11 protein-coding genes are annotated in these 12,086 nt (G+C 60.2%); 7 read left to right on the forward strand and 4 right to left on the reverse strand.

Features of this window, described 5'->3' with window-relative positions; genetic code table 11:
* The first annotated feature begins 122 nt into the window (after positions 1-122).
* Complete coding sequence (locus GTQ41_RS08460) at positions 123-1,145, forward strand: amidohydrolase family protein (protein ID WP_196302420.1); 1,023 nt, start codon at positions 123-125, stop codon at positions 1,143-1,145.
* A 138-nt stretch (positions 1,146-1,283) separates the two neighbouring features.
* Positions 1,284-2,909: a methyl-accepting chemotaxis protein gene (locus GTQ41_RS08465; RefSeq protein ID WP_047292863.1), complete on the forward strand. Its 1,626-nt coding sequence runs from the start codon at positions 1,284-1,286 to the stop codon at positions 2,907-2,909.
* A 191-nt stretch (positions 2,910-3,100) separates the two neighbouring features.
* On the opposite strand, the gene GTQ41_RS08470 is transcribed toward GTQ41_RS08465, so the two are convergent.
* Genes GTQ41_RS08470 through purM form a run of 3 tightly spaced genes read right to left on the reverse strand, consistent with a single transcriptional unit; the run spans position 3,101 to position 5,531 of the window.
* Positions 3,101-3,814 carry a DUF3108 domain-containing protein gene (locus GTQ41_RS08470; protein ID WP_041074363.1) on the reverse strand — a complete coding sequence of 238 codons (714 nt, stop codon included), beginning with the start codon at positions 3,812-3,814 and terminating at the stop codon, positions 3,101-3,103.
* Positions 3,815-3,822: 8 nt separating this feature from the next.
* Positions 3,823-4,473 (reverse strand): phosphoribosylglycinamide formyltransferase, encoded by a 651-nt coding sequence (purN, locus tag GTQ41_RS08475; protein ID WP_047292865.1) that lies wholly within the window; start codon positions 4,471-4,473, stop codon positions 3,823-3,825.
* Complete coding sequence (gene purM / locus GTQ41_RS08480) at positions 4,473-5,531, reverse strand: phosphoribosylformylglycinamidine cyclo-ligase (protein WP_047292867.1); 1,059 nt, start codon at positions 5,529-5,531, stop codon at positions 4,473-4,475. The genes purN and purM overlap by 1 nt, the downstream gene beginning before the upstream one ends.
* A gap of 374 nt (positions 5,532-5,905) precedes the next feature.
* On the opposite strand from purM, the gene GTQ41_RS08485 reads away from it, so the two are divergent.
* The 5 genes from GTQ41_RS08485 (at position 5,906) to GTQ41_RS08505 (ending at position 10,605) form a co-directional block, all read left to right on the forward strand.
* Complete coding sequence (locus GTQ41_RS08485; RefSeq protein WP_047292869.1) at positions 5,906-6,976, forward strand: DUF2066 domain-containing protein; 1,071 nt, start codon at positions 5,906-5,908, stop codon at positions 6,974-6,976.
* 31 nt (positions 6,977-7,007) lie between these two features.
* Complete coding sequence (locus GTQ41_RS08490; RefSeq protein ID WP_041074356.1) at positions 7,008-8,081, forward strand: AI-2E family transporter; 1,074 nt, start codon at positions 7,008-7,010, stop codon at positions 8,079-8,081.
* A 219-nt stretch (positions 8,082-8,300) separates the two neighbouring features.
* Entirely contained in the window at positions 8,301-9,005 is a 705-nt protein-coding gene (gene hda, locus GTQ41_RS08495) for a DnaA regulatory inactivator Hda (protein ID WP_025111852.1), read from the forward strand.
* 226 nt (positions 9,006-9,231) lie between these two features.
* Entirely contained in the window at positions 9,232-9,849 is a 618-nt protein-coding gene (locus GTQ41_RS08500) for a C40 family peptidase (RefSeq protein WP_041074354.1), read from the forward strand.
* Between the two features lie 219 nt (positions 9,850-10,068).
* Positions 10,069-10,605, forward strand: a complete 537-nt coding sequence (locus GTQ41_RS08505; protein WP_034156233.1) for a C40 family peptidase — start codon at positions 10,069-10,071, stop codon at positions 10,603-10,605.
* A 133-nt stretch (positions 10,606-10,738) separates the two neighbouring features.
* On the opposite strand, the gene GTQ41_RS08510 is transcribed toward GTQ41_RS08505, so the two are convergent.
* Entirely contained in the window at positions 10,739-12,052 is a 1,314-nt protein-coding gene (locus GTQ41_RS08510) for a sorbosone dehydrogenase family protein (RefSeq protein WP_047292871.1), read from the reverse strand.
* Positions 12,053-12,086 lie beyond the last annotated feature (34 nt).

Here is a 12,086-nt window from a genome sequence, read left to right on the forward strand (position 1 = left end):
GCGATCAAAAAAGACCTTGCAGTTATAGAGCATTCCTAAGGAGGCGCGTTCCACTTTCCTGCAGGATGAACCCTTGTGTCCGGCTCAGGGTCTAGGCTATGCCTACCTGTCGGAGATTACTTGTGTCCTTGTTTCGTTTGAGTCTTGCCTGCCTGCTGGCATCTGCCGGTAGCGCCAGCGCCCGTGATTACACTTACAGCGATGCGCACCTGCACTACGTGGATTTTTTCCAGGAAACCGCCGGCATGGCGAAATTGCTCACGGCCATGCAGGACAATTCCATCGACCACGTGATGATTTCCGGCATTCCCGTGGCGAAGAAATGGCATGAAGACGAACCCAAACGTCCGCGCTATTACGCCGGTGATGACGCCGACGCCTACTGGTACAGCGCCACCGACATGATCGTTGCCGATGCCGTGCAGAAACTGACGCCGGAGCAGCGTCTGCACTTTCACCCATTCCTCTCGGGCTTCAACCCTAACGACAAGAACTCCGCCGCACACATCCAGCGCCTGCTCGATCTGTATCCGGGGCTGTGGCAGGGTATCGGCGAAGTGTTCACCCGCCATGATGACCTGACGGCACTGACCGCTGGCGATACCCCTCGGGCCAATAACGAAGCGATGAAGCGGATATATCACCTGGCTGCCGAAAACGATCTGCCGGTGATGCTGCATTCCAACATCACCTCCAAGCGTGAGAAAAATCCGCTGTACCTGAAGGAAGTCGAAGAACCGCTGCGAAATCACCCGCACACCCGGTTCATCTGGGCGCACGCCGGCACCAGTGCGGAGATCCATCGGCACCAGACGCAGCTGGAATTCCTTCTGCCCACCGTCAGCCGGATGTTGGAGGCTTACCCGAATCTGTTCATCGATCTGTCGTGGAGCATGCTCACGCCGTATCTGCTGGATGAGCAGGGCAAGCCGCGTGCGCAATGGCTGGCATTGGTGGAGAAATACCCTGAGCGCTTCATGCTGGGTTCGGATGTTGTAGGCCGATTCAACAAGCTCGGTGAGGAAATGCGCAGTTTCACGCCGTTCCTTGATGCCTTGCCCGAAGACGTGGCGCGTAAAGTCGCCCGGGATAACTTCCTGGCGATATTGCCGCGAACAGCAGCAAAGTCCGGTCAACCGCGCTGAATCGTTAATGCCGAGGGTTCGAAGTATCAAGGCCTTTTGATATCACCTTTTGGTCTTACGCAAATTTGCGCCGGGCCGATACCTTCTAGAGCAACCAGCTGCAGGGTTGATGCAGCGCTTTTGGAAGGAACCAGAGTAATGAGCATCCGTAGTCTCAATATCGCGCCGCGTGCCGGCCTGGGTTTTGGTGTGTTGGCCTTGATGGTGTTTGCCTTGGGGGCGTTCGCCTTGCTGCAAATGGCGAACATGCGCGCCCAGTCGGATGAGGTCGACAACAACTGGCTGCCGAGTGTGATGGCGGTTGGCGAGATGAGTCAGGACATGCTGCGCCTGCGTGCGCTGACCATGCGTCTGTTGCTCAATCGGGATCCGCAGGCGCTGGCGCAGAATGTCGCCAAGCTCAATGACCTGCGCGGCGTGTTGAGCGAAGCCCAGCAACGCTATGACGTGTTGATCGTGCTGCCCGAAGAGCGCAAGTTGTTCGACCGCTTCAAAGTCGCCGAGCACCAGTATCTGGAGTTTCAGGCGCAAGTCATGCAGTTGTCCGCGCAGAATCGGGTGGAGGAGGCGGCGGCGATTCTCAACGGTGAGATGAGCCCGTTGGCCGACGACATGGCGGTCACTCTGAAAGAGTTGGTCGAGCTGAACAAGCACAACGCCAACCTTGCCACCGAAGCGGCGCGCCTGGTCTTCATCAATTCTCGGGTGTGGGTCGGGGTGATGATCGGCATCACTGCACTGATCACCATCGGTCTGGCGCTGTTGCTGACCCGCAGCATCGTGCTGCCTCTGACGCAGTCGCTGGGCGTGGCGGAAGTGGTGGCCGGTGGCGATCTGACGGGCGATATCAATATCTCCGGCAAGGACGAACCGGCGCGGCTGCTGCAGGCGCTGAAAAGCATGCAGCACAACCTGCGCGACACCATCCGGCAGATTTCCGAGTCGTCCAGTCAGTTGGCTTCGGCTTCGGAGGAGCTGAGTTGCGTCACCGAAGACGCCACACGTGGGCTGCACCAGCAGAGCCTGGAGATTGAACAGGCCGCCACGGCGGTCAATCAGATGACGGCTGCCGTTGAGGAAGTGGCGAGCAATGCGGTGGCGACGTCCGAGGCGTCACGCGAGTCTGATCGCATCGCCCAGCGTGGTCGCGAGCAGGTGCGGCAGACCGTGACGTCAATCGAATCCCTGGCAGATGACGTCACGTCGAATGCCACGCAGGTGGAGGATCTGGCGCAGAAGGTTCACGGCATCAGCAAGGTGCTGGATGTGATCCGCTCGATTGCCGAGCAGACCAACCTGCTCGCGCTAAACGCTGCGATCGAGGCAGCGCGGGCCGGCGATGCCGGTCGCGGCTTCGCGGTGGTGGCCGATGAAGTGCGCGCGTTGGCGCACCGCACCCAACAATCGACCCAGGAAATCGAGCAGATGATCGGCGGTATCCAGCAGGGTACCGATTCGGCGGTCAATTCGATGCAGCAGAGCAGCCTTCGCGCCAATTCAACGCTGGAACTGGCGAAGGCGGCGGGTGAGGCACTGGAGGAAATCGCCTCGGCGTTCACCTTGATCAACGAGCGCAACCTGGTGATTGCCAGTGCCTCGGAGGAGCAGGCGGCAGTGGCGCGTGAGGTGGACCGCAATCTGATGAATATTCGCGATCTGGCGACGCAGACTTCTGCCGGGGCTAATCAGACCAGTGCGGCGAGCCAGGAGTTGTCGCGGCTGGCGGTGGATTTGAACAATATGGTGGCCAGATTTTCGGTCTGATCTGACCCTTGATGATCGAGCTGAACCCTGTGGGAGAGCCTGCTCGCGAAAGCGGTGTATCCGCCACAAACATGTCGGCTGAACTGACGCCTTCGCGAGCAGGCTCGCTCCCACAGGGGATATGTGTCGTCGCGAAAACTGCAGGCACAAAAAAGCCCCGCATCTGCGGGGCTTTTTGTTGTAGCGGCGGATCAGCTGCCCTTAACGGTTTTGCCGTTGACCGTGCCGTCCTGGAGCATGATGTTGTACTCCTTGCCGTCGGTTTCAACCTGTTGCAGGCGGACCAGCAGGTAATCCCAATCCTTGGCGAACCACAGCACGGTGGTGCGCTTGCTTTGTGTCGGATCGCGCACGCGCTCGACCTTGATCGCATCGATCTTGCCGGCCTTGGTGTCGACTTTCTCGGCACCCAGTACACGGAAGTCATAGGTATCGACTTCACCGTCATCGACCACCTGGTAGCTCATGGTCTTCTTGCCGGAGGCGACGTCGTGTTGCAGCGCCAGTTGATAGGTCGACTTGTCGACCATGCCACGGTTCAGCGGGATTTTCACCGCGTCGCCACGGTCGGTGCCGGTGACCATCTTGCTGTTCCAGTCGAAGTCCAGGTCAGCCTTTTTCGCCTTGCCCAGACCGCCACGTTCGAAGTGGTAGGACTGCGGCAGCAGGGTGTCCTTGTCCAGGGTCAGGGTGCTTTCTTCAGTCAGGCTGGCGATCATCATCGACGCCTTGAAGCTGAGTTTCCAGACGCCGTTGGCTTCCTTGGTCAGGCTGCGTTCAGCGGTGCCACTCATGGGCAACTGTTTCCAGTCGGCGGTGTAGCTCGCGGAGAACGGTTGAAGGTCTGCCGCCTGCGCGAAGGGCAGGGCGAGCAGAGCACAAGCGAAGAGCAGGGCGCGACGCATAAAATCTCCTAGTGTCGAATCAAGTGGCCGCTGGCCGCGAGTAACTGGCCATCCAGTAAAGCACCTTGCTCACCGAGTGCCAGTCGGCCTTCGGCAAACCAGCGTACAGCCATCGGGTAGATCAGGTGTTCCTGGACATGCACTCGCTGCGCAAGTGTCTGCGGCGTGTCGTGCAACTCTACCGGTATTACTGCCTGTACGACCAGTGGTCCACCATCGAGTTCCTCGGTGACGAAGTGCACGGAGCAGCCGTGTTCCGCGTCGCCGGCCTCGAGCGCCCGCTGATGAGTGTGTAACCCTTTGTATTTGGGCAGCAGCGACGGGTGGATATTGAGCAGGCGACCCTGGTAGTGACGCACGAAATCAGCGCTGAGAATGCGCATGAAGCCGGCCAGCACCACGAGTTTCGGGTTGAATTCGTCGATCAGTTCGATCAGGGCCGCATCGAAGGCCTCGCGACCTTCGAAGGCCTTGTGATCCAGCGAGCGGGTGGCGATACCCGCGTCACTGGCGCGTTGCAGGCCGTAGGCGTCGGCGCAGTTGGAAATCACCGCGGCGATGCGGACCGGGCTGTCGCCGGTCCGCGTGCTGTCGATCAGAGCCTGCAAGTTACTGCCGGTGCCGGACAACAGCACCACGACATCACAGGTCTGGGACATCAGTGAGCCTTGAGGTTTTTCAGCTCGACTTGAGCAGCGCCTTCGGCAGCGGCAGCGATCTGGCCGATGACCCAAGGCTGCTCACCAGCGTCACGCAAGGTGTTGAGGGCGACTTCAACGTGTTCCTGAGCCACGCAGATGACCATGCCAACGCCGCAGTTCAATACGCGGTGCATCTCGGTCTCGTCAACGTTGCCTTTCTCCTGCAGCCAGTCGAAGACCGCCGGGCGAGTCCAGCTGGCCACGTCAACCACGGCCTGAGCGCCTTTTGGCAGAACACGCGGGATGTTGTCCAGCAGGCCGCCACCGGTGATGTGGGCCATGGCCTTGACTGCGCCGGTGTCCTTGATCAGCTTGAGCAGCGGCTTCACGTAGATGCGGGTCGGGGCCATCAGCAGGTCGGTCAGCGGCTTGCCGTCGAGCTGAACGGTTTCGATGTCGGCGCCGGACACTTCGATGATCTTGCGGATCAGCGAGTAGCCGTTGGAGTGCGGGCCGGACGATGGCAGGGCGATCAGCGCGTCGCCGGTGGCGACTTTCGAGCCGTCGATGATGTCGGCTTTTTCCACGACGCCGACGCAGAAGCCGGCCAGGTCGTAGTCTTCGCCTTCATACATGCCAGGCATTTCAGCGGTTTCGCCGCCAACCAGAGAGCAACCAGCCAGTTCGCAGCCTGCACCGATACCGGTGACGACGGTGGCGGCCACGTCTACGTTCAGCTTGCCGGTGGCGTAGTAGTCGAGAAAGAACAGCGGTTCAGCGCCGCACACCACCAGATCGTTGACGCACATGGCGACCAGGTCCTGGCCGATGCTGTCGTGCTTGTTCAGGTTCAGCGCCAGGCGCAGCTTGGTGCCAACGCCATCGGTGCCGGAAACCAGCACAGGCTGCTTGTAGCCGGCCGGGATTTCGCAGAGGGCGCCGAAACCGCCCAGGCCGCCCATGACTTCCGGGCGCGCAGTGCGCTTGGCGACGCTCTTGATGCGTTCGACCAATGCTTCACCGGCGTCGATGTCTACACCGGCGTCCTTGTAGCTCAGGGAGGGTTGCTTGCTCATGATCCAGGCCTTTAGGGGAGGGGATTCAGGGGTAACGACCGAGTTCAGCGGGAACATCGAAATCGAGAGGGCGATGGCCTCACGCGAATTTCGGGGTGCCCGGCTGTTGCCGGTCTGCGAAGGCGCGCGATTTTATCAGGCTTGAGGGGCAGCGGCCATCCTCGCGCCGACGGGCAGGGGCATAATCAGCGGAAATTTTTTGCAATTGTGCCGGGTGGCTGCCTGTATAAGGTGTACCGATTAACCGTCTATCGTTATCCCTGTGCAAAAACTTACCGCCGCCGTGTGAATGTTTTGCGATGGCAGATTGTCACAGCCTTGCTTAACCGGTTCACGCGGCCTGTTCCAGCCGCTCCTGTCGACGGGAATTTTCCATGCGTTTTTGTAAATTGTTGGTTGTGGGTTGTTTGTCCGTGGTCAGCCTGGCGAGTCATGCCGAAAACCTCAAAGGTCTCTATCAAGTGCGTCAGCCGGTCAGCAGCCAGGCGCCGGAAGAGCGCGATCGCGCCACGCAGGCGGCGCTGGATACGCTGGTATTGCGCCTGACCGGCGACCCGAAGGCGGTGCAAAATCCAGGGTTGGCAACGATTCGCAAAGACCCGCAGCAGATCATCAGCCAGTTCGGTTTTGATGCCGGGCCACCGGAAGTGCTGAAAGTCGATTTCGACCCGGCCACCACTGAGCAGGCGCTGCGTCGTGCGGGATTGTCGCTGTGGGGCGCGAGCCGGCCGTCGATCCTGAGTTGGTGGCTGAACGATTCGACTGAAGGTTCGAGCCTGGTCGGCGACGGTCAGGCAGCGGCGGCACCACTGCGTGCGGCGGCTCAGCATCGTGGTTTGCCCTTGCGTTTGCCGCTGGCGGATCTGAGTGAGCAACTGGTGGCCACCGCGCCGGTGCTGGATGGCACCGATCCCGCGCCATTGCGCGGGGCTTCGGAGCGTTACGGCGCAGATGCCTTGCTGGCGGTGCATGCGCACGAAGAGGGCGGGCAGTGGCAGGCCAAGTGGCATCTGTGGCTGGGCGATCAGAAAGAGGCCGGCAGTGTGCAGGGCGCCGATCAGGCTGCCGTGGCCGATGCGGTGATGCTGGCGGTAGCGGAGCGTCTGGCGCCGCGCTTTGTCGCCAGGCCTGGCGCTTCGGGTCAACAGACTCTGGAAGTGCAGGGTATGAATCTTGAGCATTACGCCTCGCTGCTGCGGTTACTCGAACCGTTCGGTGTGCGTCTGCAAAGTGTCGATGGTGATCGCATCGTGTATCGGGTCAACGGCAGTGCCGATCAGTTGCGCGCGCAATTGTCGCTGGCGAAGTTGCAGGAGTTGCCGGCCGAAGCTCCGACGCCAGTGCCAGTGCCAGTGCCAGTGCCGCAGCCAGCCGTCGCAGGTGCGGCGCCTGTTGCGGCTCCAGCGCCTGCACCGATAGCGCCTTCGTTGCGGTTTCGCTGGTAAGTCTTTCCTTATATAGAAGCAGGAGTGATACATGGCCGATACGCGGCGTTGGTTCTGGCTCGGTGGGGTAGTCCTGCTTTGCGCGTTTGTCTGGTTGCTGCACCCGATCCTCACGCCGTTTCTGGTGGCGTTGCTGCTGGCGTACCTGTTCGATCCGCTGGTGGATCGTCTGGAACGGCTGGGTCTGTCGCGAACCTGGGGCGTGATCGCGGTGTTTGCCTTGTTCACCCTGATTGTCACCACGTTGTTGCTGGTGTTGGTACCGATGCTCGCCAAGCAGTTGCTGCGCTTGTACGAACTGGCGCCGCAGATGCTTGATTGGCTGCAACACACGGCGTTGCCGTGGGCGCAGTCGAAACTGGGGCTGTCGGATGGCTTCTGGAAGTTCGACAAGGTCAAGGCCGCGATCAGCGAGCACATGGGGCAGACCACCGACATCGTCGGTGTGGTGCTGAGTCAGGCCACGGCCTCGAGCCTGGCGCTGATCGGCTGGCTGGCGAATCTGGTGTTGATCCCGGTGGTGAGTTTTTATCTGCTGCGCGACTGGGACGTGATGATGGCCAAGATCCGCAGCCTGTTGCCGCGTGATCGTGAAGAAACCATCGTCTCGCTTGCGGGGGAGTGCCACGAGGTGCTCGGCGCGTTCGTGCGCGGGCAGTTGCTGGTGATGCTGGCGCTGGGCGTAATCTACGCAGCAGGTCTGATGATCGTTGGGCTGGAACTGGGGCTGTTGATCGGCCTGATCGCCGGTCTGGCGGCCATCGTGCCGTACATGGGCTTCGTGATCGGGATTGGCGCGGCGCTGATTGCCGGCTTGTTCCAGTTCGGTGGTGATCTGTATCCGATGATCGGGATTGTGGCGGTGTTCATGGTCGGACAGGCGCTCGAAGGCATGGTGCTGACGCCTTTGCTGGTGGGTGACCGGATCGGTCTGCATCCGGTGGCGGTGATTTTCGCGATTCTGGCCGGCGGCGAGCTGTTCGGCTTTACCGGTGTGCTGCTGGCACTACCGGTGGCGGCGGTGATCATGGTGCTGGTGCGTCACGTGCACGATTTGTACAAGGACTCGGATATTTACAGCGGGACCGATGAGCCCGAGCTGTGATCCGATCACGGGTGGCCCGGCATTGCGCCGGGTTGGCCCGTGTTTTGCGGTGAGTTCGTTCGGCGCCGCGTCAGAGAAACTGTCATAAAACCAGCGTGTTAACGCAAACCTTTGATTTTGCTTGAGGTCTGTCGCATTGTGCGCTCAGCTTCACGGGTATAAACTTCGCAAACTTTACACAGAGGCCACTAACGGTTCCTTGAGAACTGTTCAGTCAGCATGAAACCGATTCAGCTGCCCCTAGGTGTGCGTCTGCGTGACGACGCCACCTTCATCAACTACTACCCAGGCGCCAATGCCGCTGCACTCGGCTATGTCGAGCGCCTATGCGAAGCCGACGCCGGCTGGACCGAAAGCCTGATCTACCTGTGGGGCAAGCATGGGGTAGGGCGTACGCATCTGTTGCAGGCGGCTTGCCTGCGTTTTGAGCAGATGGGTGAGCCGGCGGTGTACCTGCCGCTGGCCGAATTGATGGATCGCGGCATCGAAATTCTCGACAACCTTGAACAATATGAACTGGTCTGTCTCGATGACTTGCAGGTGATTGCCGGCAAGCCGGACTGGGAAGAGGCTATGTTTCATCTGTTCAATCGTCTGCGCGACAGCGGTCGACGCTTGCTGATTGCCGCTTCAACCTCGCCTCGCGAGCTGCCGGTGAAACTGGCAGACCTCAAATCGCGTCTGACGCTGGCGCTGATTTTCCAGATGCGCCCGCTTTCCGATGAAGACAAATTGCGTGCCCTGCAATTGCGTGCTTCGCGACGCGGCCTGCACCTGACCGATGAAGTCGGACACTTTATTCTGACCCGTGGCACCCGCAGCATGAGTGCATTGTTCGACCTGCTCGAACAGCTGGATCAGGCTTCGTTGCAGGCGCAACGCAAGCTGACCATTCCGTTCCTGAAGGAAACCCTCGGCTGGTAGTGCAGCCCTTGAAATCCGCAGGTTTCAGGCGGTTTCGACGTATTTCAGGCGCCAGAAAATCCGCTTTTCCGCACGGGGTGCAGACTGCGTATCGAGTCAAATGGGCTTAAGCGCTTAGATGTAAACGAGAAACCGGGAAGTCACAAAAAGATCGATTGAATTTGCAAATGAGGCCGATAGCGGGCATAGTCTCGGCTTCTTTACAACTTCAGCCACGGTCGTGCCCATGCTAAATCGCTTCGCACCCCTCGTGCCTCTCGCACTCGTCACCCTGTTGTTCGGTTGCGCTGCTCATTCTCCAGTTCAAGAGCAGCCTCAACAGGTTAAAAATTCTGCCACTGCCCAGTCTTCCGTTATTTACCAGGAAGAGCTGGCCACCGAAAAAGAACTCGCCGATTTCAACGGCAAGAAGCCCTACGAGCTTCCGGTTCTGGCCGACAGCATCCTCGAACGCGGCATGTCCCTGATCGGTACCCGTTACCGTTTCGGCGGTACCTCTGAAGCCGGTTTTGACTGCAGCGGTTTCATCGGTTATCTGTTCCGCGAAGAAGCCGGCATGAATCTGCCGCGCTCCACCCGCGAAATGATCAACGTGGATGCGCCTCTGGTCTCGCGCGGTAATCTTGAGCCGGGCGATCTGCTGTTCTTCGCCACCAATGGTCGTCGCGGTCGTGTAAGCCACGCCGGGATCTACCTGGGTGACAACCAGTTCATTCACTCCAGCAGCCGTCGCAGCGGCGGTGTCCGCATCGACAGCCTGGGTGACAGCTACTGGAGCAAGACCTTCATCGAAGCCAAGCGCGCCCTCGCGATGGCACCGACCGTGGTCACCGCTCGCAAGTAATTCCCCGTTGTCGCCACGTCCGTGGCGACAAAAACGGATCCCGGCAAGGGAGTAGACCTAGACTTTACAAGGTGAAGTTAAAGTCTTACTTGAAGTTTGCCGTGTAGCCGCTAGAATCCTGTATCTATATTGATGGCAAACCGCCTGCGTGCTCCGCAGGCGGTTTTGTTTCTGTCCATTCGGCAGAGAAAGCCGCAGCCAGATCAGGATGTTCTGCTTATGACGATGTCGGCCCGCCTCACATTGATTTTCTTTGCAGCGCTGCTCAGCGCCTGCGCCAGCCGCACCCCGCCGCCTGCGCCCGTGGTACGCGCTCCGGTGGTGTTCGGGCCCTCCCAAGCTTTTTCGCCCGCTGCTGAGGATGTGCTGTTTCGCGCGCTGGGCTTGGTTGGCACGCCCTATCGCTGGGGCGGCAACACGCCAGACTCCGGGTTTGATTGCAGCGGTCTGATCGGTTTCGTCTACCGCGATGCCGCCGGCATCTCCCTGCCGCGCTCCACCCGCGAGATGATCGTGATGCAGGCGCCGAATGTGGGTAAGGAAGGGTTGCAGACCGGCGACCTGATCTTCTTCGCCACCAACGGCGGCTCTCAGGTCAGCCATGCGGGGATCTACGTGGGGGAAGGTCGCTTCGTGCATGCGCCAGCCACCGGCGGCACAGTGAAGCTGGACAGCCTGTCGAAGGCGTATTGGCAGAAGGCGTATCTGAGTGCCAAGCGGGTGTTGCAGCCGGAGCATCTGGCGCATAACCCCTAGTAAAAAATCGCAGCAATCCTAATGTGGGAGCGAGCCTGCTCGCGAAAGCGGTGTATCAGTCAACTCAATGGATGCTGACACTCCGCATTCGCGAGCAGGCTCGCTCCCACAGTTGTTTTGTGGCGAGCCCAAGTTACTTGGCGGACGACACCCGCCACACCTTGTTCCCCACATCATCGGCCACCAGCAAACCACCTTGCTGGTCAATCACTACGCCAACCGGGCGGCCCAATGCGTTCTCGTCCTTGTCGAGGAAGCCGGTCAGCACATCCACCGGTGCTCCGTTCGGCTTGCCGGCGGTGAATGGTACAAAAATCACCTTATAGCCACTGTGCGGTTTGCGGTTCCATGAGCCGTGCTGGCCGATAAACGCGCCTTCCTTGAACTGCGCGGGCAAGTTGTTGCCCTCGGCGAAGGTCAGGCCCAACGAGGCGGTGTGCGGGCCGACGGCATAATCCGGAGCGATGGCCTTGGCCACCAGATCCAGATTCTGCGGCTTCACCCGCACATCCACGTGCTGACCGTAATAGCTGAAAGGCCAGCCATAGAAGCCACCGTCCTTGACCGAGGTGATGTAGTCCGGCACCAAGTCGCTGCCGATTTCGTCACGTTCGTTGACCGCTGTCCACAGCGCGCCTGTGGTGGGCTCCCACGCCAGGCCGTTGGGGTTACGAATGCCCGAGGCGAAGATCCGGTGATTGCCCGTGGCGCGATCCACTTCCCAGATCGCGGCGCGACCTTCCTCTTTATCCAGACCATTCTCGCCGACATTGCTGTTCGAGCCGACGGTGACATAGAGCTTGCTACCGTCCTTGCTGGCGATGACGTTCTTGGTCCAGTGATGGTTCAGCGTACCGCCCGGCAGGTCGGTAACCTTGATCGGCTGTGTGTTGATCTCCGTCGCACCGGGTTCGTAGTGGAAGCGCAGCAGGCGATCAGTGTCAGCGACGTACAAATCGTTGCCGACCAGGGTCATGCCGAACGGCGAGTTGAGGTTCTGCAGAAACACCGTGCGGGTCTCGGCCACGCCGTCGTGATCGGCGTCGCGCAGCAGGGTGATGCGGTTCGGGCTTGGCACGCCGGCACCGGCTTTGCCCATGACTTTCTTCATCACCCAGCCGCGAATACCGCTGCTGTCATCCGGTTTCGGTGGCGCGTTGGTTTCCGCCACCAATACGTCACCGTTGGGCAGCACGTAGAGCCAGCGTGGGTGATCGAGGCCTTCGGCAAATGCAGCCACTTGCGTACCGGCTGCGGCGGTCGGTTTGCCACCTGCAGGCCAGCCGACCGCTGGGGCGATGTTCACCGTCGGGATCAGGGTTTTGTTCGGTTCAGGCAGTTTCGGTGACGGTCCAGTGCCGTCGGAAACTTGCAGGCTGGAGGATTCACCGCAGGCGGCGAGCCCTCCGGCGAGAGCGATGACGAGAGCGAGTCGGGTTTTGCGCATTGCTGATCTTCCCTATGAATGCATGCTTAATCAT

This window comes from Pseudomonas sp. AN-B15 (assembly GCF_019056475.1).
GTDB lineage: Bacteria > Pseudomonadota > Gammaproteobacteria > Pseudomonadales > Pseudomonadaceae > Aquipseudomonas > Aquipseudomonas parakoreensis.